This is a genomic window from Faecalicatena contorta, from assembly GCF_003149105.1.
In the GTDB taxonomy this organism is placed as follows: domain Bacteria; phylum Bacillota; class Clostridia; order Lachnospirales; family Lachnospiraceae; genus Muricomes; species Muricomes contortus_C.
In genome coordinates, this window is the sequence record NZ_QGDS01000002.1 from 216,482 (window position 1) to 239,519 (window position 23,038).

Consider the following 23,038-nt stretch of genomic DNA (forward strand, 5'->3'; position numbering starts at 1 on the left):
AAATGTATTGGAACCTTAGCTATTCAATGTTATACAGACTTTAAAGAAAGAGATGAAGAAAATTGGCAGGTAAGAAAAACAAATCAAAGGGTGTAGCTGATAAGTATCCTTTTTTGCTGGATATCCATACACATACTTGTGCGAGCGGGCATGCATATGGTACAATCCGTGAAATGGCACGGGCAGCAAGAAAAAAAGGATTGGAACTTTTAGGGATTAGTGAACATGGTCCGGGAATACCGGGAACTTGTGATCCTATTTATTTTATGAATTTGAGTGTAATTCCTAAACGGCTATACGGAGTAGAGATAGTTCATGGGTGTGAAATCAATGTGTTGAATGATGGCACACTTTCACTGGAACAAAAATATATTGATAAACTAGATTATGCAATCGTGGGAATTCATAAGCAATGTTATCAGGATGTAGGAGTAAGTAAGAATACGGAAAATTTAATTTCGTGTATGAAAAATGAAAAAGTGTGCTTTGTATCCCATCCAGATGATGATCATACGGTATTAGATTATGAAAAGTTGGTATTAGCTGCAAAAAAATATCATGTTGCTTTGGAAGTGAATAACAGTTCCTTGCTGAAACAGGATAAGCGTTTAAATTGCGTGGAAAACTATAAGACTATGCTCAGGTTGTGTCAGGATTATCATGTGCCAATCATTGTGAATTCAGATGCGCATGATCCAAGCTATGTAGGAAGATTTACTGAGGCGCGTAAATTATTGAAGCAAATAGAATTTGAAAAGGAGCTAATTATTAACACAAATGTTAAGAAATTCAAAGCCTTTATAAAAATATCTGGCAGCTAAATAGGGAAAATGGTCTAAAACGATTGGCAAAAAAAGCATCAGCAAAAAGTCATAACCACCGAATGAACCGGTGGTTATGACCAGTGTATAATGATTATCCTTCTTCACAGGATTTATGGATGATATAGTTCTCCTTTGATTTTGATTGTCGTCTGCGGTAAGATTTTGCGCAGGAGTGCAGCAACGGTCTTAAGCTCCTCTGCATCCGGTGCTTTTATGTCTTTAAGAGCGTACTCCAAATTTAACTTTCTATAGGTTTCTAAACCCAGGCGGTGATAGGGTAAGAGCTCTATATCCACCAATCCAGGGATATCCTTACAAAATAAAGCCGTATCTTTTATATTCTCTTCATCCATATTTACTGTTGGAATACATGGAATCCGAATGTGTATGTTTCCATGCCAGCTTTCTTTTTGGAGTTTCAGTATATTATCCAATATAAGGTCGTTATAAACTCCGGTATATGACTTATGTTTTTTCCGGTCCATTACTTTGATGTCTAAATATAGTTCATCAAGAAAAGGAAGAAGGCTTTGTATGTAATCATATTTTCCGTAAAAGCTGGTTTCTATTGCTGTGCTGATTCCACGGTATCTGCATTCTTTTAGTATTTCCATACAAAAGTCGGGCTGCTGCAGAATTTCCCCTCCACTGAGAGTCAGGCCGCCGTTAGAATGAAAGAAAAATATTTCATCCTTTGAAACTTCATCAACAATCTCTTCGGCGCTCATTTCTTTACCGTACAAATTCTGGCAGGCCGAATTTTGTGATTCGGGAGTAGAACACCATTTACATTGGAGAGGGCATCCCAGGAGAAAGACAACGGTTCTCATACCTTCTCCATCATAGATGGATGTTTTTTCAATTCTTAAAACTTTTCCCATCATATTAACCTGCCATAATCCCTTTTTGGACCGTCCGCCCAATGATTTCATCCTGTACGTCTTTTCCCAGCTCAACAAAGTAAGCGGTATATCCGGCTACGCGGATTAAAAGTCCCTTATATTTATCCGGTTCTTTTTGTGCCTTTATAAGTATATCTCTGTCAATGACATTAAATTGCACGTGGAATACGCCTAAGCTGCACATGCTCTTTAACAGAGCCATCATCTGGTTAATCCCGAAATCTGTATTCAACATTTCTGGCTCTACTTTCATATTAAGAAGGGTTCCCTGTACAAAACGGTCATGTGGAATTTTAGATACTGACTTTAATACGGCGCCCGGACCGTTAAAATCTGTTCCTCCGTTTGGACTTACTCCGTCAGCCAGAGGTTTCCATGCATTTCTGCCTGACGGAAGGGCACCGACCTCTAATCCAAACGGTGTATTTCCTGAAACAGGGAGGATGCCTGGAGTCATAGTTCCGAATTTGCTTCGGTATTTTTCAATTTCATCTGCAATAAAGGTAAACATGGTTCCTACAATCTGATCCACAGATTCATCATCATTTCCATATTTAGGAGCATTTTTGCACAATTCCTGAATTTCTTCATATCCTTTGAAGTCAGCGTCCAAAGCAGCCACCATATCTTCAATGGAAACTTGTTTTGTGTCATATATCAGATGTTTTATGGCAGCAATGCTGTTAATAAGATCTGCCACTCCGATGAGTATGATTCCATTTCCACAGTTGTACTTTGCTCCGCCCCGGGCGTAATCAAGGCAATTCTCAATACATTCCTTAAAGGTAAGGGACAGGGCCGGTACGAATCGGTCCATGCACACCTCGTCAATCACATGGCTTCCTTTTACAACTGCTGCTACTGAATACCGTATCTGTTCTTTTACAGCTTCTTCGAAATCTTCGTAACGCTCAAAAGTGGCTGGATTTCCTGTCTGTGTTGAGATTGTCAGGCCGCTTTTTCTATTTTTCCCATTCAACAGTGAGAACTCAATGATACTTCCCAGGTTGATGTCGGCAAGTGCGGTATACTGTCTCATGCGCCCTTCCAGATTTGTCTCCACACATCCGCAGGGATTCCAGTCGAATGCCTCTTTCAGAGGGACACCTTTATTCATAAGCATACGGATTCCGATATCATCATTGTGAAAGGCAGGGAATCCTGTTCCTAGTTTAATAAGTTCAACTACTTTTCTTAAAAATGTATTTGGATTTTTAGCCAGACTATATCTGACAGATAAAGAAGGCTGGTATAGCTGGACATCCATGGTTGCCTGCAAAATCAGGTATGATAAAGGATTTACTGCATCCTGTCCATTTTTGTCCACGCCTCCTACACAAACATTCTGGAACATTGGGTAGCCTGCCGCAAACTCTGCGGTAACTGCATCCTGGAACAGGCAGGGCTCACTGAATTTTACCCATAAGCAGTCTAACAATTCCTGGGCCTCATCCTGAGTTAAGACACCGTTCTCCAAATCTGCTTTATAGAAAGGATATAAGTATTGGTCCATTCTTCCTGGATTATAGCTGGCTGCATTTTGCTCCATAAAAATACAAATCTGGTAAAGATACAGAGATTGCAGTGCTTCCCGGAATGAGCGTGCCGGGTATCTTGGCACACGGCAGCAGATTTCTGCGATTTCTTTTAATTCCTCTTTCCTTATTTCATCCGTTTCCAGTTCTGCCAGTCTTTCCGCTTCCTTTGCATACCGTTCGGCCAAAGCCATAATACCTTCTGCAGATATCAGCATCGCCTCCAGGTATTTGTCTTTTTCATAGTCACCGGGAACTGTAATATCCAGTCTTTGACGCCGTTCCTTTATTGTATTACAGATACCTTCTATTCCCTCATTGATGACCTGCTGGTAACCTGCGGTAGTTTCTCCCCAGCCTCTCACCGCTTTCCGGTTGATGTATACCACGCCGTTATCACGGAGTTCCTTTGTATCCTCCGGTATTTGGGCAAGCCATGCTTCGTAGCTGGAACGACCCTGCCAGAATGGTTTTACTTCTTTTAAGAAAGCTTCTTTGTCTTCTGCTTTCAAATAAAAGGGGTCATACTTTCTGGTGCTTATAGTTTCCAATTCATCATCTAATATAGACCAGCATGTATCTGCACATAAAATGCCACCACGCATTTTACTGCCGGAACAGCCTACAATTAATTCTTTATCCCATATCTCTACAGTTTTCTCCATACATTGTTTGCGAAATGCTTTCGCTTTTTGTATTGCAAAAGGCTCCCCGGCTGTCTCCTGAAAGCTTCTTGTTAAGATTACTGCATTTTCCAAATCCATTTCCGGTCTGGTATTTACAACACGATTTTTTAAATACTGGATTCTCTCCATGAAATTTTGACTCATAAAATGCCTCCTTTTGTTTATTAATATATACTGACATAATAATAACAAGATAAAATGAAACTTAATACTTGAATTTTAACGGAGAGTATCATATTTTTAACAATGTTTTATCCTGGCGGTGCTTTGATTTCAAAAACCACATAGGTATATACCTGGAAAAAGCACGCCCGGGTATACTTAGAAATACATTGCGCGCAACTATATATTGTGATAAAATAATGGAAATACACTATATAATGATGAATGGAAGTGGAAAGTATGAATGTAGAAGAATGGCTGGGGCAGGACAATCAGCTTGGAAATGATATCTGGAATAATAAATACCGTAATGAGGGAGAATCTTTTGAGTGCTGGGTGGATAGAGTCAGCGGAGGGGATCAGGATGTTAAACAATTGATTCTTGAGAAAAAATTTTTATTTGGAGGACGCATTTTATCTAACAGGGGATTGGAAAATATGGGACGGAAAGTCAGCTTGTCTAACTGTTATGTCATCACTCCACCCGAAGATAGTATTGAAGAGATTTTTGAATGTGCGAAAAAACTGGCGAGGACATATAGCTATGGTGGAGGGTGCGGAGTTGATATTTCCGGATTAAGCCCAAAAGGAGCGAAGATTAATAATGCGGCAAAAGAGACTACAGGCGCAGTATCCTTTATAGAATTATATTCCTTGGTGACAGGTTTGATCGGACAGAATGGACGCCGTGGGGCCTTGATGGTTTCTCTCGATTGTTCCCATCCGGATGTAGAACGGTTTATTGATCTGAAAACAGATTTGGACAAGATTACAAAGGCAAATCTTTCCGTACGCATTAGTAAAAAGTTTATGGATGCAGTAAAGGAAGATGGGATGTTTACGTTGAGATATCTCAGAGAAGCCACGGGAGAGCTAATTGAAAATGAGGTAAAGGCAAGAGAACTTTTCCGCCGTATTGCAGAGGCGAATTGGGATTATGCGGAGCCTGGAGCTTTATTCTGGGACCGGATTGAAGACTGGAATCTGCTGAGCAATACAAAAGGGTTTAAATATGCGGGGGTGAATCCCTGTGCAGAGGAACCTTTACCGGCGGGAGGAAGCTGCCTGCTGGGGAGTATAAATTTATCTGAGTTTGTAAAAAATCCTTTTACCACAGAAGCCGTATTTGATTTTGAAGGATTCAAGAATTGCATTAAAGTATGTGTAAAAGCACTTAATGAGGTGCTGGAAGAAGGGCTGGAACTGCACCCGCTCCAGGAACAGAAGGAAAGCGTATCGGATTGGAGACAGATAGGACTTGGGATTATGGGGCTGGCAGACATGCTGATTAAGCTTGGGATAGTTTACGGAGCAGACGGGGCAGTCAAATTATGTGATAAGATAGGATTTGAGATGGCAGATACTGCAATTGCAGCGTCAGCTCTTCTTGCTAAGGAAAAAGGTGCATATCCCAAATGCTGTGCCCGGGAGATAACTGAGACGCCCTATTTTCAGGCAAATACAACGAAAGATACTGCAGAGCTTGTAAAAAAATATGGCTTGCGGAATTCACAGCTTCTTACAGTTGCTCCTACTGGCACACTGTCAACAATGCTTGGAATATCAGGGGGAATAGAGCCGGTTTATGCCAATTATTATGAGAGAAAGACAGAATCACTGCACGGCGCAGATGTTTATTACAAAGTATATACAAAGATTGTGGATTTCTATATGAAGCAGAACAAGCTCAGGGACAGTAGTGAACTTCCGGAATATTTTGTGACAGCAATGACTTTGGATTATCACCAGAGAATCCATATACAGGGGGTATGGCAGCAGCATATTGATGCATCCATCAGTTCCACAGTGAACGTGCCAAATCAGTTTACAGTGGAAGAAACAGAAAAATTATACATGTATGCCTATGATAATGGACTGAAAGGAATTACCATCTTTCGGGATGGATGTAAGCGGACAGGAATATTAAACACAGAAAATGAGCCAAAATCAGTTGATTTAGGAGAAAATTTGGAACACGGAGAGAAAACACCCTGCCCAGACTGTGGAGAACCTTTGGTATTTGAGGGCGGCTGTACTGTTTGTAAAAGCTGCGGATGGGGGAAATGTCAATAGAGAACCCCTTAATCCCCCTCTTCAATGATGTGAATTTCCAGATAATCAAAGTCAATAGAATCTACGAAATTATCCTGATAGAACCTGGTTTTGGCATGTTTTTTAAATTCTGCAATCGTAGAATCCAGCCAGAGAGGTTTGCTCAGGTCAAACTCATAGCAGATAGCATCCAGCGCGTTAAAAATTTTATGTGTACGGGTATCATCCGTTTCATCACAGATGACCGTATCACGAAGCAGTTTATTATCCTTAATTATTTTTCCCCATAGACGGAACATGTGATAACCCCCTTCTTTTTAAATATCCAAGGTCTATTGAACTGCTAATGTTCAATAAGATATAGTATAGCATTACGTAAAAAGGATGTAAATGTTCATATTTTGATAAAATTAGGTTTATTTTTAGGGGCAGATGAGTTATAGTAGTATAAAAGCAGCTACGTAAGAAAACACTTGTTTAAGAATTTAATAAGTAAGATACTTACACTGCAATAATATAGAATAGGAGGAATTTAAGATGAAAAAATACGTTTGTGAACCATGTGGTTACGTGTATGACCCGGAAGTAGGCGATCCGGATGGCGGAATTGCTCCGGGAACAGCATTTGAAGATTTACCGGAAGATTGGATGTGCCCGCTCTGTGGAGCTGGAAAAGACATGTTTGCAGCAGAAGAATAAGAAGTAAGGTGTTCAAAGGGGTCTGCCCCTTTTGAACACCTTTTTCATATAGTTAGGAAACTGTGTTTCCTAACTATATAAAAACCCCACAGGGGAATGCAGTGGGCTGGCAAAGAAAGTGTTGCTATCGCGATCCAACCCAGGCGGAGAATCTTGCAGGCAAAATTATTTCTTGTGTATAGGAAACAGATCTTTATTTAATATTAAGAAAAAGCTGGTCCAAAAGAAGAAGTTATGATAGAATACTGAATAGTGACAAGACAAGTGTAAATGCATGGAGGAATGGGAGAATGAAGAAATTACTGGACAGAATTTTCATAGACGGACTGGGAGGGATGGCACAAGGTCTGTTTGCCACGCTGATTATTGGTACGATTATACAGCAGATTGGTACGTTTATGGGTGGTTCTGTGGGAGATTTGATTTATTCAGTAGGAAGGGTGGCAGCGGCGCTCACCGGTGCCGGAATCGGTGTGGGTGTGGCTCGCAAGCTGGAGGGGAGCCAGCTTGTAGTAGTATCGGCTGCTACGGCAGGTATGACAGGCGCTTTTGCGGGTAAATTACTGGCAGGCCAGGTGATTCAGGAGGGGGCAATGGTTTTTACCGGGCCCGGAGAGCCTCTGGGGGCGTTTATTGCAGCATATATAGCTATTGAGGTGGGCCTTCTCATTTCGGGGAAGACAAAGCTGGATATTATTCTCACTCCACTGGTATCTATTGGAGCAGGAGCTTCCGTAGGTTTACTTATTGGGCCTACAATATCCCAATTTATGAGCTGGCTGGGCTCTCTGATAAACTGGGGAACAGAGCAGCAGCCATTTTTGATGGGAATTATCGTATCCGTATTGATGGGAATAATTTTGACTTTGCCAATCAGTTCGGCAGCTCTGGGAGTAATTCTGAATCTTTCAGGTCTGGCGGCCGGTGCAGCTACAATCGGATGCTGTTGCAACATGGTTGGTTTTGCTGTGGCAAGCTTTCGGGAAAATAGAATAGGCGGCCTTTTAGCTCAAGGTATTGGAACCTCTATGCTTCAGATGCCAAATATCATAAAAAAGCCAATTATTTGGCTGCCAGCCATATTGTCCAGTGCAATTTTGGGTCCTGTAGGTACAATGATTCTGCATATGACCAGTAATGCCACAGGTTCCGGTATGGGAACTGCCGGCCTGGTAGGACCTCTTATGACCTGGCAGGTGATGACTCAGACGGAGCCGGGAACAATAGTTTTGATAAAGATACTGGTTATCCAGGTTCTGCTTCCGGCAGTAGTGACATTGGGAATTTCAGAATTTATGAGAAAAAGAAAGTGGATAAAGCCTGGTGATATGAAGTTAGATTTATAGAAAAAGAGAATTCTTAATCTTATGAGGATGCCTTCCGGGCATCCTTTTGCATTTCTAAAAAAAGGATGAACTGGCTGACATTACGTGTATTTTATGCTATACTATAAGAGATTGGGAAAGGGGGATTTTCCAAATTGAGAGGAGAACTGCAGATGCACGATGCTATCAAGAATTACGAAGACGTAGATAGCTGGAAGACAGTTATTTTTTTATATAATGCTGCACTAAAAGAGGTTGGGACAAAGCTGGAGATTCTAAATGATGAGTTTCAGCACGTTCATCAGTACAACCCAATAGAACATATTAAAACCCGCATTAAGACACCGGAAAGTATTGTTAAAAAGCTGAAAAGATACGGGTACGAGACATCCATAGAGAATATGGTAAAATACATTAATGATATTGCAGGAGTAAGACTGATTTGCTCTTTTACCTCCGATATTTACAGGTTGGGTGAGATGATAGGGAATCAGAGTGATTTAAAGGTTCTTTCAATCAAAGATTACATAAAGAATCCGAAAGAGAGCGGCTATAAGAGTTATCATATGCTTGTTTCGGTTCCTATTTTTCTTTCTGACAGTGTGGTGGACACAAAGGTTGAGATTCAGATCAGAACTATTGCGATGGATTTTTGGGCAAGCCTGGAGCATAAGATTTATTACAAATTTGAGGGTAATGCACCGGATTATATCAGCGGAGAGCTTAAGGAATGTGCGCAGATGGTTGCAGAGCTGGATGACAAGATGCTATTACTCAATGAAGCAATACAAGCATGTATTGTAGAGGAAGAGGCAGAATACAGTGATAAAAACAGACTGGATGATGTGGCAGAAAATGTGATTGGCGGGAGGCGTATACCAAAAAGCGCAGGACTGGTAAAAGAATAGTAAATAAAGAGGCACCTTCGGAGTTTGATTATCTTCCGAAGGTGTTTTTTTTAATATAACGGGAAATGCATTTTCCCGTTATATTAAACCCACCGGGGATGCGCACTGCGAGCATAAGGAAGATGGCCGCTAAAGCCGGACTCTTTATTAATATTCCTATTGACAAAACGATGCAGTTGTGATTAAATGAACATATGAACAATCATTCATATGTTATTATGCATCGGAGGTTATATTATGGCACAACAGACATTAAATAAAAAAGCATTTCAGGAACATATTCATAGCGATCACAATCATGAACAGCATACTCATGAAGGCCATAGCTGTGAAGGGCATACTCATGAAGGCCATAGCTGTGAAGGGCATACTCATGAAGGCCATAGCTGTGAAGGGTATACTCATGAAGGCCATAGCTGTGAAGGACATATACATGAGCCGGAAGAGCGTGATAAGACAAACCATGCTTTTGACCATGTACAGAAGCAGGTATATGTATTAGAAAACCTTGGCTGTGCTAATTGTGCCGCTAAGATGGAGAGAAAGATACAGCGACTGCCCCAGGTTGATTTTGCAAGCATTACCTTTGCCACAAAGCAGCTTCAGGTAGTGGCGAATACGGAAGCGGAGCTGCTTCCTGTATTTCAGGAGATATGTTCCTCTATTGAAAATGAGGTTGTTGTTTCCAAGAAGGATAAGAAGCCTGCCAGACAGACAGAAAAGCGCAAAGGGAGATTCAGTGAAAATAAAAGAGATTTACAGGATATAGGAATTGGCGCTGTTTTTCTTGCAGGAGGTGTTTTAACTGAATCTGTAAACGGATATCTTTCCTTTGCATTGTTTGTGATTGGATATCTGATGCTGGGTAGAGAAGTTCTTCTTGCAGCAGCAAAAAATCTGGGTAAAGGGCATGTGTTCGATGAGAACTTCCTTATGAGTATTGCTACTTTGGGAGCATTTATCATAGGAGAATATCCGGAAGCGGTTGGAGTCATGCTGTTTTACCGGGTGGGAGAGCTTTTTGAAGAGATTGCAGTTTCCAGAAGCCGGAGCCAGATTATGGATGCAATTGACATGCGCCCGGAGGTAGTCAACCAAATAACCGGGGAAAATGTTACAGTGATTCCTGCCGAGGATGCCGCAGTGGGAGATTTGCTGCTGGTAAGGCCTGGTGACCGGATACCGCTGGATGGTGTTGTTGTGGAAGGGGAAAGCAGAATTGATACTTCTCCGGTGACGGGAGAGCCGGTTCCAGTTGCGGCAAAAGCAGGGGATACTGTGATTTCCGGCTGTGTTAATACATCGGGGCTTTTGAAAATCCAGGTAGAAAAAGTTTTGGAAGATTCTATGGTTACAAGAATTTTGGATTCTGTGGAAAATGCAGCAGCGGGTAAACCTAAGATCGATCGTTTTATTACTAGATTTTCCAGAGTCTATACCCCTTTTGTAGTTGTTTTAGCGGCAGCCACAGCTATCATTCCGTCACTAATAACAGGTGACTGGAATTATTGGGTGTATACAGCTTTGACTTTCCTTGTTATCAGTTGCCCATGTGCGCTTGTACTAAGTGTTCCTCTTGCATTCTTTTCCGGTATCGGTGCCGGGTCTAAAAGGGGAATTTTGTTTAAGGGCGGAGTTGCCATTGAGGCTTTACAGGGCGTGAAAGCGATTGTTATGGATAAAACCGGAACTATCACAGAGGGAAACTTTATCGTTCAGGATGTGCTGCCCGGACCGGGAATAGACAAAGACCAGCTCCTGGCTTTGGCAGGCGGTTGTGAGATGACATCTACCCATCCCATTGCTAACAGTATTGTGACTGCTGCAAAAGAAAAGAATATTCTATTGAAACAGCCGGTATCTGTAGAAGAGATTTCTGGAAAGGGAATTAAAGCAGAATTGGAGGCCGGGACAGTACTTTGTGGAAACCGGAAGTTAATGGAAGAATATCAGATTTCTTTGCCGGGAGATGAGGATGGGGCATATGGCACAGAAGTACTGCTTGCTTTAAATGGAGTATATGCGGGCAGGCTGGTTATTGCAGATACCATCAAGAAGGAAGCAAAGCCGGCTGTAGCAGCGTTGAAGAGGATGGGTATTCTTACGGCAATGCTCACCGGAGATGCAAAAGAAAGTGCTGACAGTGTAGCAGCTGAAACTGGAATTGATGAAGTGCATGCAAAGCTTCTGCCGGACGACAAGGTAAATGAATTGAAGAAAATACGTTCGAATCACGGCAGTGTTATGTTTGTAGGAGATGGGATTAATGATGCCCCTGTTCTTGCGGGAGCGGATGTGGGAGCCGCTATGGGCAGCGGTGCGGATGCCGCAATTGAAGCAGCAGATGTGGTATTTATGACTTCTTCTATGGAAGCGATACCCCAGTCATTGCGGATTGCCCGGATGACAGGGAAAATTGCAAAGCAAAATGTAGCATTTGCTCTTGTAATAAAGTTCTTAGTTATGATTTTAGGATTGGCAGGACTGGCGAATATGTGGATGGCTGTATTTGCGGATACAGGGGTTGCAATGCTGTGTATCCTCAATTCTGTGAGAGTGCTTTATAAGAGGAATTAACATATAAGAGTAATTAACATATGAGAAATTATATGTACAGTAAAATTAAAGAAATATTAAGAAAGAGATGCAGATAGCCATGAATGCATCTCTTTTATATGAAAATACTCATATAGAATGGCAAATTCAGGGAATTCCCAGGCCGGCCGTGGCTTGACCCTGGAAGGGATTTTTCGTATAATAAAGTCAGAACGGCTGTTCACAGGAAAGGAGACCCGGTATATGAAAAAAGTAGAGGTGGAACAATGTGATTTCATGCATGTACATGAGGAGATTGTGAAGAAGGTTCAGGATCATATGCCAGAAGCGGGAGAACTTCGGGATTTGGCAGATTTTTTTAAGGTGTTTGGGGATTCTACCAGGATAAAAATATTGTACGTTCTTTGGCAGTCAGAAATGTGTGTATGCGATTTGGCACAGGCCTTGAATATGAGCCAGTCGGCAATATCACACCAGCTTAGAGTTTTGAAGCAGATGAAGCTGGTTACGAACCGGCGTGAGGGAAAGACCGTGTTCTATTCTCTTGCTGACAGTCATATAAAAACTATAATGAACCAGGGAATGGAACATATCAGAGAATAGAAGTTTTGCATGAGAACCAATTAAAAGAGGGGGCCGTAATGGCAAAGGAAGTAAAGAGAAAATGCATTGAAATTGGAATAGGAACACTTTTATACATTAATGCATTATTTTCGGTCAGGCACTGGGAAATTTCCGGGAGAACACAGATGCTGCTGTTTTTGCTGCCGTATCTTATACTGACACTGGGAATATTCTGGGATATGCTGAAAGAACTAAAAAAACTATATATTTTCAATGAGAATCTATTGATTATAATTGCCACAGTCGGCGCATTTGCAATAGGCAGGTATACGGAGGCCGTAGGGGCCATCTTGTTTTTCCAGTTGGGAAAGGCAGTGGAGGTGGTTTCCCTGATCCGGAGCAGAAAGTCGATTGCCAAATTTATTGATATCCGCCCGGAATATGCGAACCGTAAGGTACAGGGCAGTGAGCAGCGGGTACATCCAAGAGAATTGGAGCTGCGTCATATTATTATTATTAAACCGGGTGAGAAGATTCCGGTGGATGCGGTTGTCACCCAGGGAAGCAGTCTGGTAGATATGAAGGCACTGACTGGGGAAGCGGAACCGGGAGAAGTGAAAATCGGAGACAGGCTCTACAGCGGGAGCATTAATATAAGCGGGGTGCTTGAGGCAAGAGTCGCCAGGATGTATGATGACTCAACAGCTTCCAGGATTATGGACCTGGTGGAAAATGCCAACAATAACAAAGCACAAAGCGAAAACTTTGTAGATAAATTCACGAAATATTATACTCCGGCAGTGACCCTTTTGGGGCTTCTTGTTATGATTCTTCCCCCTATGATGATGTCGGGGGATAACCAGCAGGAGTGGTTGTATAGAGGGCTGGTTTTCCTCGTTGCGGCCTGTCCCTGCGGACTCCTTGTTTCCGTACCACTAGCGTTTTTGGGTGGAATTGGTGCTGCATCCCGTCAGGGTGTGCTGGTAAAGGGCAGTTATTTCCTTGAAGCTCTTTCTAAAACCGAGACGTTTGTATTTGATAAGACGGGAACATTAACGGAAGGGGTATTTCGTGTAAAAGGTATTTACCCTAAACACATGGAGAAAAGTGAATTTCTGGAATTGACGGCATATGGGGAGGCTTACTGTAACCATCCCATTGCGGTATCACTTCGTGAGGCATATGGAAAAGGAATCAATGCAGGCAGAGTGGAATCTATCAAAGAATATTCCGGCTTTGGTGTGTGTGCCCAGATTGACGGCAGGCAGGTATGTATAGGGAATTCTAAGTTTATGAATCAGCAGGGTCTCTTTTACCAGCCGGTGCATGGAGTTGGTACAGCAGTACATGTGGCTGTGGACGGACAGTATGAGGGATATATATTAATTACCGATATCATCCGCCCTGATGTGAAATGGATGCTCCGTTGGATGCAGAAGCATCAGCTTGAGGTAGTTATGCTCACTGGGGATAATCGGGATGTGGCGGAAAGTGTGGCGAAACAGCTTGGCATAAGTTATGTTTATGCGAATCTGATGCCTGAGGAAAAGGTAGAGCAGGTTCGTGAGTTTATGGATAGCCAGCAGGAAGAGGAGAAGGTTGCTGTTGTTGGAGACGGAATAAATGATGCACCTGTACTGGCATTGGCGGATATTGGAATCGCTATGGGGGGACTTGGAGCAGATGCTGCTTTGGAAGCTGCTGATGTGATCTTGATGAAGGATGAGCCATCCAGGATTGTCAATGCCATTAAGATATCAAAGGGTACCATCCGGGCCGTGAAACAGAATCTGGTTTTTGCAATAGGAATGAAGGCCATCCTTTTATTTATGGCGGTCTTTGGATATATGACGATGCAGAATGCAATTATTGCGGATATAGCAGTGATGATGATTAATGTATTAAATTCTTTTTGGGTATTAAAATATCCGGGATAGGGGAGTTGTTGTGAAGAAAGTAATGGTGTGTGCAGTTTTGACGGTCCTGTTGCTGACAGGATGCCAAAACGAGATAAAAGAAGGAACGAAACAATTGGAGGAACAGCAGTATACGGAGGCTGTCGGTTCCTTTGAGAAGGCGCTGGAGAAGAAAAAGGACACAGCAGAGGCGTACAGGGGATTGGGAATGGCTTATTATGAGCAGCAGGACTATCAGTCAGCCAAAGAGGCTTTCCAGCAGGTGCTGGCTAATAATGGAGAAGCCACACCCGTACTCTACAATTTGCTTGGAGTCTGTTCTATGCATCTGGAAGATTATCAGGGTGCCTTGGATGCCTTTTCCCAGGGCCTTGCTCTGGCAGACGGAGAAAACGGGGATACGGACGGACAGAAGGATGCAGGTACTGTTCAGGAAATGAAATTTAATGAAATTGTGTGTTATGAAAGGCTGTTAGACTGGAAGAGTGCTAAGGAAAAAATAGCCGAGTATATCAGCACTTATCCTGATGATAAGGAAGCACAGAAAGAAGCGGCTTTTTTAAGCACCAGATAGGTGTTTTTAAAAAGCCGGACATCTCAGATAGGGCTGCCTGAAAGAAAAGGCAGCGGAACAGGAGAGAAGGATGAAATACAGCTATCAGATTACAGAATATTGTCACCGTTTCCTTGAAATGTATATAGAATCTGGTGATATCTGTGTGGACGCCACTGCCGGGAATGGAAACGACACAGAGTTTTTATGCAGAATGACCGGGGAAAGCGGGCAGGTGTATGCATTTGATATACAGCCCCAGGCAATAGAGTGCACAAAGGAACGGATAAGAAAGCTGGGCTTTGAATCCCAGGTCCGCCTGATACAGGATGGGCATGAAAAGATGGGAGAGTACGTAAAGGAAAGCGTATCTGCCATCGTTTTTAATTTTGGATATCTGCCAGGCGGAGATCACCGGATATCCACCCAGCCGGCGAGCAGCCTGGAAGCCATACAGGAAGGCATGAAATTGCTGAAAATTGACGGAGTAATGAGCCTGTGCATCTACAGCGGGCAAGATTCAGGATACGAGGAAAAAGAAGCAATACTCTCATATTTGAAAGAATTAGACTCAAAACGTTGGCTGGTAATTGTGAACAGCTTTCATAATAGAAAAAATGATCCGCCCATTCCGGTCTTTATCATCCGGTTAAAGTAATAATAGTCCATCTCAATTCTGCCGATCTTCGGCGGGGATGTGTTTTTCTAACAGGGATGTAACTTCCTGCTCCGAATATCCCAACTTTTCAAGAGATGTATATAGGCTGCGGGTCAGGTGATTACATTCTTCCATTTTTAGCTGAATGAGCAGCTGCCGGTTATGGATAACAAAATAGCCTGATGTCTGGTTTTTATAAATTAACCCTCGTCTCTCTAACTCATAAAAAGTTCGTTGTACCGTAGTTGTGCTAAGGTTTTCCCGCCCTGCCACCTCCCGGATAGAAGGGAGTTTGCTTCCCGGTGGATAGCTTCCATTTAGTATCTTAATCCCGATCTTCTCCGCAATTATATCTTTTACAAAACGGTTTCTCATGTTATCTCTCCTTTTTTATTTATATGAATTTTGATTTACAGGTTTTTTGATACATAATGCTTGCTGCGGTAATAGCTGCCGCTGCTACACCCCATAATGCGGGCATAAGCGGAAAGGACAGGGTCCAATGAAGCAAAACAGGCAGAGCAACTGCCGCTATGCTGATTATATTTGATACAATGACAGGGAAACTTTGTTTTACGACCAACATCTCATTTTCCCATGCGTAATTGGGATATTTTTTATTGAGGATGCCCCAAGTACAGCAGTGAATACTGAGTAGGCTATAGGAATAAGCAGCATACTCAATATTTGGAATGGATTCATACTTAGGCGTGCCACAAGGGCAAACACAGCCAGAAAGTAGCCAAAAGCGTGTAAAGTCAAGTTTACTGCCAGCTTTAATAATGGCAACTTTGTTGCAAAGTTTTTCAGCAACATCAAGAACGTGAGTGGAAAAGAAAATTGCAGCGCCATTTGATACACATTCCTGCATTACCTGTTTCAATAAATTTCAAATAAATCGCTATATTTTTTAATAGCCTGTGTTCGCTGGGAAGTTGGAATATTATATAGATCTGCAATAAAGTTAATATATTGATAACCTGTTAAATGCTCATATAAATCAGGATTATCCGGAATATATGCAAGCATGGATTTACAGGCTATGGGGTCTCTCTTGATGGAATGACCGCCGATGCTGATTTCACCTTCATCAAAATCATGGATGCCTGCTGCTGCTTTGAGTGTTGTTGTTTTCCCGGTTCCTTTTGCCCCAATGAATCCGAAAATATCGCCTGCCTCAATAGAAAAAGTCAAGCTGTCAACTGCTTTCTTTTTGCCGTTATAGATTTTTGTAAAGTTTTTAATTTCCAAGATAGACATAAATAAATTCTCCATTACTGACAGTTTGTCGGTTGGTGAGCTAAGAATAACCAATGGAAAATGCCATTGGCTTTCTTAGCTGGTAAAAATAGTTGTTTTTGCGCCTAATACGCATTCTAATAAGTTTTTGTACGCCACAACATAGTTTTTCTTTTCGTCATTGGACAAAGCACTTAAATCAATAGAAACAAAGACGTAACCCCTCATCAAAAAAGAAGCTGTTTCCAGTGGATAGGATACATGAAATACCCCCTCTGCAATTCCCTGCTCAATGATATGGGTAAAATAGGTTGTTATTTTACTGGAAACTTTATGGGCAAAACGATCCATAACGTAGCGGTTTTGCTCCAGATCCACGGTTTTTTGCAATGCAATCGTGTTAGTAGTAATTGAATCTGGGGGGATTAAAGTGGCTTCAATAAAAAACCGAATCTTTTCTATCGCGGATTTTTCACTATAAGTAATCTCAAATAACCGCTGTAACATTGGTTCTGAATACCGCTCTACCAAACAATAAAGTATGTCCTCTTTGTCTTTGAAATGATAATACAACAGGCCGCGGGATATTTTAACTTCATCAATAATATCCTGTGTTGTTGTTTTCAAATACCCTTTTTCAATAAACAGGCGCAACGCCGCTTCCATAATTTCAGCCTTGCGGACTTCCGGCTCTTTTACATCTCGCATACTATCACCTTGTATAATAAATTCATAGAGGAATTCACTATATATTTTCCTCTACTAATGATAGTGTACAATATTAACTGACAGTTTGTCAATTTCTTGTTATGATTTATCTTATTCTTGTTGATTTCATCAGACGGGAGTATAATACACTTGTGAGAAAGTGCCCGGGGAATATTGATTTAAGAGATTTTTTAGCAGACTCCGTAAATATTTGCAAGAAGGCATACTTCTTGAACTACTAATGTTTAAGAAGATATGAAATGTCACAGTGATTTTTAGTCAATAAAAATGGTGAAATATCCTGAAAAAAGTTTTATAATATAAAATTAGCGGGTAAAGATAAATTGTATATATAAATTATAAAATAAGAATATTCTGAAAAAGGAAAGCAAAAGGGTCAGTCCCTTTTTTTGAGGTGATGCATGTCTGTATATGAAATGGAAGAACAAAAGGAATGTATGATTCTTGTCGGTGTACAACTGAATGAGAATGAGAAGACGGAAGAGTCTCTGGATGAGCTGGCTGAGCTTGTGGAAACTGCGAAAGCGGGAGTGGCAGGCCGGGTGATACAGAACAGGGAGGCAATTCATCCTGTGACTTATGTGGGAAAAGGAAAACTGCTGGAGATAAAGGAATTGCTGTGGGAGACGGAGGCAAGCGGCATTGTATGTGATGATGAACTTTCTTCCATACAGCTTCACAACCTGGAACGGGAACTGGAGTGTAAGGTGATTGACAGAACTCTTTTGATCCTGGATATTTTTGCTGCCCGTGCACTCAGCAGTGAAGGGAAAATACAGGTAGAACTGGCACAGTTGAAATATCGTGCAGCCCGTTTGGTAGGATTGCGGGATTCTCTGTCGCGTTTAGGCGGAGGAATCGGCACAAGAGGACCCGGAGAGAAAAAGCTGGAGATGGACCGTCGTCTGATCCGGGAAAGAATCAGCAGATTAAAGGGAGAATTAAAAGAGGTGGAGCAGCACCGGACACTTATCCGGACTCAGAGGAAGAGTTCGCATTTGAAGGTGGCTGCGCTGGTCGGTTATACCTCGGCAGGGAAGAGCAGTATTGAGAACGCACTGACAGGTGCGGGAATCCTGGAAGATGCAATGCTGTTTTCTACATTGGATACAACCACCCGGGCATTGGAGCTGGACGGGAAGCAGGAAATTCTGCTGACGGATACGGTAGGATTTATCAGAAAACTGCCCCATCACTTGATTGAGGCGTTTAAAAGTACTCTTGAGGAAGCACGGTATGCTGATATTATCATTCACGTCGTGGATGCTTCGAATCCGCAGATGGACACTCAGATGTATGTAGTCTATGAAACACTGCGGCAGTTGGGCGTGGAAGGAAAGCCGGTTATTACTTTGTTTAATAAGCAGGACAGGCTGGAGGGAGACGGCAGTTTCCGGGACTTTCAGGCGGACTATTCTATTTTGTCATCGGCGAAGACCGGACAAGGGCTGGAAGAGTTAAAGGAAGTGCTTCTGGAAATTATACGCAGAGAGCAGATTTATATAGAAAGGCTTTATCCCTTCAGTGATGCAGGAAAAATTCAGCTTATCCGCAAGTATGGACAGCTCTTAGAGGAAGAGTATGTTGCGGAAGGCATTTTTGTAAAAGGTTATGTCACTAAGGAAATATACGGTAAGATTTGAAAGGCACAAAATGAGAGAAGTAAGTAATCCGCTGGCTACAGAGCCGGTGGGGAAATTAATTGGAAAGTTTGCAGTACCGGCAGTAATTAGTATGCTGGTAGGTTCTTTGTATAATATTGTGGATCAGATATTCATCGGACAGGGTGTTGGAATGTTGGGAAACGCTGCGACCAACGTTGCCTTTCCGGTTACGATTATAGCAACAGCGGTGGCACTTCTGCTGGGAATCGGGAGTGCTACGAATTATAATCTTGAAACAGGGGCAGGAAAGAATGAGAGGGCTTGCGAGATAGCGGGGACAGGTCTGGCATGGCTTATGATAAGCGGACTGATAATTGCTGCTGTAGTACTCGTTTTTTTACAGCCCATTTTACACGCTTTCGGGACTACGGAGGAGGTTCTTCCGTATGCCGTAGATTACACGTCAATTACAGCATTGGGAATTCCTTTTTTTGTACTGACAACCGGAGGCAACCATATAATCAGAGCAGACAGAAGTCCCATATACTCTATGGTGTGTATGCTGACAGGTGCGGTACTTAATACAATACTGGACCCCATCTTTATCTTTGGATTTCACTGGGGAATTAAAGGAGGGGCAATTGCCACTGTCATAGGGCAGGCTGTATCGGGATTTCTTGTTGTGTTATACTTTGTAAAATTCAGAAAAATGCATCTGAGTGCAGCATCACTGCGCCCAAAGGCTGTGTATCTGAAAAATATCATCGCTCTGGGAATGGCAGCATGTATCAATCAGATTGCTATGGCCGTAGTACAGATTGGGATGAATAATACTCTCCGCCATTATGGAGCATCTTCTATGTACGGAAGTGATATTCCTCTTGCATGTGCAGGGGTGATTTCTAAAGTCATCAGCGTATTCATGGCTATCTGCATCGGAATTTCCCAGGGATGCCAGCCCATATGGGGATTCAATTATGGGGCAGGAAATTACGGCAGGGTCAGGGAGACATATAAAAAAGCGGCGATTCTGTGTACCGCAGTCGCCACAATTTTCTTCCTGTGTTTCCAGATATTCCCCCGTCAGATTGTGAGTATATTTGGAACGGGAAGTGAAGAATACTTTCATTTTGCAGAGAGATACTTACGGATATTTATGTTCATGACCTTTATAAATGGTATTCAGCCAATGTCCTCCGGATTTTTCACGTCCATCGGAAAGGCAAGACTGGGGATTGTAATGTCGCTGACAAGGCAGGTTCTGTTTTTACTTCCGCTGATTTTAATTTTCCCGTTGTTTATGGGAATTGATGGAGTTATGTATGCAGGTCCTATAGCAGACGCCGCGGCAGCAGCGATTGCAATTGTATTTGCCTACAAAGAATTGAACAAAATGAAGATTCTGGGTTCCTGTACTGTCTAACAGTCAAAAAAATTATAGGAACCCTCCATCTAATCCAATAATTTGTCCCGTCAGGTAGGCATGGCTTTCGGAAAGGTCAAGAACCAAGTCGGCAACCTCCATGGGAGAGCCGAACCGTCCGGCAGGAACCTCATCCATCAGTGTGTGACGTTCCTGTTCGGATAATTGGGCATTCATGCCGGTATCAATGACACCGCAGGCAATGGCGTTCACCTGGACATTGGACGGCGCCAGTTCTTTTGCCAATGCCTTTGTGAGACCGTTGACTCCGGCTTTCGTTGCGGAATAGGCAGCTTCGCAGGAAGCACCGCAGGTTCCCCACATGGAAGAAATACTAATGATTTTCCCAGACTTTTGAGAAACCATATAAGGGATTGCGGCGCGGGAGCAATAGAAGACGGAGGAGAGATTTGTGTGGAGTATCCTCTCCCAGTCAGAATCGCTCATATCTGTGAGCAGTCCGATGTAAGCCATTCCGGCATTGTTTACCAGAACATCCAGCCCTTTAGCAGAGGCTTCAATCTGCTGAAAAATACGGGACACATCGCCGGAATTACCCATATCGCCGGGAAGTGCCTGGCAAGAACCGCCTTCTGACAAAATCTGTTCCTGAACCTGCTCCAGTTCCTTTACGGAATTCCTGCAATTTATAAATACATGATAACCTGCACGGGCAAAAGTAAATGCACAGGCTCTTCCAATACCTTTGGATGCACCAGTTATCAGCACACATTTCTTATCCATATATAAAAACCTCTTTTCAAATATTCTCCTGATATTATATCTTATTGAACATTAGTAGTCCAATAAGTATACCTTATTGAACATTAGTACTTCAAGGAGTATGTTTGAAGAATAAGGTTACAGTTTACAGGTCGCCTGTGAACTGTAACAGAATAGGAATCTGTACACCCTCAGTTACTGTTTTTTGTTGTGATTCCAGGTTGCTTATGATATGATTTCTTTATAAATCAAGGATTTTTGAAAGGTCTTTATTTTTTACTGTTAAGTTTCATGCCGGCAGGCGGGATACAAAAGAGAATGACAGAAACTGAGTTACGGGAAGGGATGGAGGAGGAGCCGGAAAAATGATTGATGAAGCAATAGAATTTGCATCAAAAGCACATGAGGGGCAATTCAGGAAAGGGACAAAAAGACCTTATATCGTTCACCCTATGGAGGTTGCGGATATCGTGAGAACGATGACAAAGGATGAGGAGGTCATATGTGCAGCGCTTCTTCACGATACTATTGAAGATTGTGCAGATGTGACGAAGGAAATGCTGGAAGAAAAGTTCGGAAAGCATGTAGCATCTTTGGTTGCACAGGAAAGTGAAGACAAATCCAAAACATGGGAAGAAAGAAAAGGAGCCACAATCCAGCATTTGCGAGAGGCTCCGATGGAAGTGAAAATGATAGCCCTGGCGGATAAACTGTCAAATATGAGGGATATTGATAGGGACTACCCTATTTTGGGAGAAGAATTGTGGAAAAGATTCCGTATGAACAGTAAAGCAGCTATTGGCTGGTACTACAAGGGAATCAGGGATTCTCTCGGAACGGAATTTAAGGGGGTTCCGGTTTATGAAGAATATTGCACTCTGGTGGAAAAGAATTTCGGCAAGGAACCGGCTTCCCTGGAGTGGTAAATAAATCTGGGGGAGACATGAAAAAGCGAATTTTAATGATAGGAACCGGCGGGACAATTGCATGCAAACGTACGGAAGACGGTTTGACACCCGCTATTACTACAGAAGAACTGGTTCGGTACATTCCGGAGGTCCAGAAGGTATGTGATGTGCACACTCTGCAGGTTTGTAATATGGACAGCACCAATGTGATGCCGCGTCACTGGAGTATGATCAGCCATGCGGTTGAAGAAAACTATAAGAAGTATGATGGGTTCGTAGTCTGCCACGGAACTGATACGCTGTCTTACACTGCTGCGGCTTTGTCTTATATGATACAGAACCCGGGAAAACCCGTTGTGATAACAGGAGCGCAAAAGCCGATTAATGATGAAAATACGGATGCCAGGACAAATCTGCTGGATAGTTTTATCTATGCTGCCGATGAGGATTCCAATGGCGTCCATATTGTATTTGATGGAAAAGTAATCGTGGGAACCCGGGCAAAAAAGGAACGGGCAAAGAGTTACAATGCATTTTCCAGCATTAATTTTCCTTATCCGGCAGTCATCAGAGAGCAGGAAATACTGCGTTATATACCCGCGGAGGAATATACCCAGGAGGTACAGTTCTTTCACAAAATGAGCAGCAGTATTTATGTGCTGAAACTGATACCGGGACTGGACCCGGAAATTCTGACCTATCTGTTTGGGAAATATCAATGTGTTGTGATTGAAAGCTATGGTGTGGGCGGTGTTCCGGAGTATCTGGTTCATAAGTTCTATGAGGTTATGAAAAATTGCAGAGACCAGGGGAAACTGGCGATTATGGCCACCCAGGTTGTGAAGGAAGGCAGCGATATGATGGTGTATGAAGTGGGGAAAAAAGTAAAGCAGGATCTGGATCTGCTTGAGACCTATGATATGACACTGGAGGCTGCTATTACAAAGGCAATGTGGCTGATGGAAAGGCCTCAAATGGGCTACGAAGAGATGAAAACGGAATTTTACCGGACAGTGAACCGTGATATACTGGGATACAGGAGGAAGCGGGATAAAATATAGTCAGGCACGGA

General features: G+C 42.4%; 20 protein-coding genes and 1 pseudogene. 14 read left to right on the forward strand and 7 right to left on the reverse strand.

The window, feature by feature from the left end:
• The first annotated feature begins 62 nt into the window (after window positions 1–62).
• Window positions 63–821: a phosphatase gene (locus tag A8805_RS04435; RefSeq protein WP_109708998.1), complete on the forward strand. Its 759-nt coding sequence runs from the start codon at window positions 63–65 to the stop codon at window positions 819–821.
• Window positions 822–934: 113 nt separating this feature from the next.
• On the opposite strand, the gene A8805_RS04440 is transcribed toward A8805_RS04435, so the two are convergent.
• Both A8805_RS04440 and A8805_RS04445 read right to left on the reverse strand, forming a co-directional pair.
• Window positions 935–1,756, reverse strand: a complete 822-nt coding sequence (locus tag A8805_RS04440) for a glycyl-radical enzyme activating protein (protein WP_242992271.1) — start codon at window positions 1,754–1,756, stop codon at window positions 935–937.
• On the reverse strand, window positions 1,710–4,091 hold the full coding sequence (locus A8805_RS04445) for a glycyl radical protein (RefSeq protein WP_109709000.1): 2,382 nt from the start codon (window positions 4,089–4,091) through the stop codon (window positions 1,710–1,712). Before A8805_RS04445 ends, A8805_RS04440 begins: the two co-directional genes overlap by 47 nt.
• Before the next feature lie 243 nt (window positions 4,092–4,334).
• Here A8805_RS04445 and A8805_RS04450 point away from each other — a divergent pair, with 243 nt between their 5' ends.
• Complete coding sequence (locus tag A8805_RS04450) at window positions 4,335–6,182, forward strand: adenosylcobalamin-dependent ribonucleoside-diphosphate reductase (protein WP_330405723.1); 1,848 nt, start codon at window positions 4,335–4,337, stop codon at window positions 6,180–6,182.
• An 8-nt stretch (window positions 6,183–6,190) separates the two neighbouring features.
• Here the strand turns inward: A8805_RS04450 and A8805_RS04455 are convergent, their stop codons facing one another.
• On the reverse strand, window positions 6,191–6,460 hold the full coding sequence (locus A8805_RS04455) for a hypothetical protein (protein WP_109709002.1): 270 nt from the start codon (window positions 6,458–6,460) through the stop codon (window positions 6,191–6,193).
• A 238-nt stretch (window positions 6,461–6,698) separates the two neighbouring features.
• Between A8805_RS04455 and rd the strand changes: the two genes are divergently transcribed.
• The 8 genes from rd (at window position 6,699) to A8805_RS04495 (ending at window position 15,340) form a co-directional block, all read left to right on the forward strand.
• Window positions 6,699–6,860, forward strand: a complete 162-nt coding sequence (rd, locus tag A8805_RS04460; protein WP_109709003.1) for a rubredoxin — start codon at window positions 6,699–6,701, stop codon at window positions 6,858–6,860.
• 290 nt (window positions 6,861–7,150) lie between these two features.
• Window positions 7,151–8,206, forward strand: coding sequence for a PTS transporter subunit IIC (locus A8805_RS04465; RefSeq protein WP_109709004.1), 1,056 nt, complete (start codon window positions 7,151–7,153; stop codon window positions 8,204–8,206).
• A gap of 152 nt (window positions 8,207–8,358) precedes the next feature.
• A complete protein-coding gene (locus A8805_RS04470; protein WP_109709005.1) occupies window positions 8,359–9,093 on the forward strand; it encodes a GTP pyrophosphokinase in 735 nt (244 codons plus the stop codon).
• A gap of 237 nt (window positions 9,094–9,330) precedes the next feature.
• Window positions 9,331–11,670, forward strand: coding sequence for a heavy metal translocating P-type ATPase (locus A8805_RS04475; protein ID WP_109709006.1), 2,340 nt, complete (start codon window positions 9,331–9,333; stop codon window positions 11,668–11,670).
• Between the two features lie 222 nt (window positions 11,671–11,892).
• Window positions 11,893–12,252 (forward strand): ArsR/SmtB family transcription factor, encoded by a 360-nt coding sequence (locus A8805_RS04480; protein WP_109709260.1) that lies wholly within the window; start codon window positions 11,893–11,895, stop codon window positions 12,250–12,252.
• 38 nt (window positions 12,253–12,290) lie between these two features.
• Window positions 12,291–14,150 carry a heavy metal translocating P-type ATPase gene (locus A8805_RS04485; protein WP_109709007.1) on the forward strand — a complete coding sequence of 620 codons (1,860 nt, stop codon included), beginning with the start codon at window positions 12,291–12,293 and terminating at the stop codon, window positions 14,148–14,150.
• Between the two features lie 10 nt (window positions 14,151–14,160).
• Window positions 14,161–14,703, forward strand: a complete 543-nt coding sequence (locus A8805_RS04490) for a tetratricopeptide repeat protein (protein WP_242992272.1) — start codon at window positions 14,161–14,163, stop codon at window positions 14,701–14,703.
• Window positions 14,704–14,773: 70 nt separating this feature from the next.
• Window positions 14,774–15,340 (forward strand): tRNA (mnm(5)s(2)U34)-methyltransferase, encoded by a 567-nt coding sequence (locus tag A8805_RS04495; protein ID WP_109709008.1) that lies wholly within the window; start codon window positions 14,774–14,776, stop codon window positions 15,338–15,340.
• Between the two features lie 12 nt (window positions 15,341–15,352).
• Here A8805_RS04495 and A8805_RS04500 read toward each other — a convergent pair whose 3' ends face one another.
• The 3 genes and pseudogenes from A8805_RS04500 to A8805_RS04510 all read right to left on the reverse strand — a co-directional run bounded on the left by A8805_RS04500 (window position 15,353) and on the right by A8805_RS04510 (window position 17,287).
• Window positions 15,353–15,715 carry a GntR family transcriptional regulator gene (locus A8805_RS04500; protein WP_109709009.1) on the reverse strand — a complete coding sequence of 121 codons (363 nt, stop codon included), beginning with the start codon at window positions 15,713–15,715 and terminating at the stop codon, window positions 15,353–15,355.
• A gap of 394 nt (window positions 15,716–16,109) precedes the next feature.
• A pseudogene (locus tag A8805_RS22460) lies at window positions 16,110–16,594 on the reverse strand (ATP-binding cassette domain-containing protein); the annotation flags it as partial.
• Window positions 16,595–16,675: 81 nt separating this feature from the next.
• Window positions 16,676–17,287, reverse strand: coding sequence for a TetR/AcrR family transcriptional regulator (locus A8805_RS04510; protein WP_109709010.1), 612 nt, complete (start codon window positions 17,285–17,287; stop codon window positions 16,676–16,678).
• A 422-nt stretch (window positions 17,288–17,709) separates the two neighbouring features.
• Here A8805_RS04510 and hflX point away from each other — a divergent pair, with 422 nt between their 5' ends.
• Both hflX and A8805_RS04520 read left to right on the forward strand, forming a co-directional pair.
• On the forward strand, window positions 17,710–18,951 hold the full coding sequence (gene hflX / locus A8805_RS04515) for a GTPase HflX (RefSeq protein ID WP_109709011.1): 1,242 nt from the start codon (window positions 17,710–17,712) through the stop codon (window positions 18,949–18,951).
• Window positions 18,952–18,961: 10 nt separating this feature from the next.
• Complete coding sequence (locus A8805_RS04520) at window positions 18,962–20,335, forward strand: MATE family efflux transporter (protein WP_109709262.1); 1,374 nt, start codon at window positions 18,962–18,964, stop codon at window positions 20,333–20,335.
• 12 nt (window positions 20,336–20,347) lie between these two features.
• Here the strand turns inward: A8805_RS04520 and ymfI are convergent, their stop codons facing one another.
• Window positions 20,348–21,079, reverse strand: coding sequence for an elongation factor P 5-aminopentanone reductase (ymfI, locus tag A8805_RS04525; protein WP_109709012.1), 732 nt, complete (start codon window positions 21,077–21,079; stop codon window positions 20,348–20,350).
• 344 nt (window positions 21,080–21,423) lie between these two features.
• Here ymfI and A8805_RS04530 point away from each other — a divergent pair, with 344 nt between their 5' ends.
• Both A8805_RS04530 and A8805_RS04535 read left to right on the forward strand, forming a co-directional pair.
• On the forward strand, window positions 21,424–21,984 hold the full coding sequence (locus A8805_RS04530) for an HD domain-containing protein (protein ID WP_109709013.1): 561 nt from the start codon (window positions 21,424–21,426) through the stop codon (window positions 21,982–21,984).
• Between the two features lie 17 nt (window positions 21,985–22,001).
• On the forward strand, window positions 22,002–23,027 hold the full coding sequence (locus A8805_RS04535) for an asparaginase (RefSeq protein ID WP_109709014.1): 1,026 nt from the start codon (window positions 22,002–22,004) through the stop codon (window positions 23,025–23,027).
• Window positions 23,028–23,038: the final 11 nt, after the last annotated feature.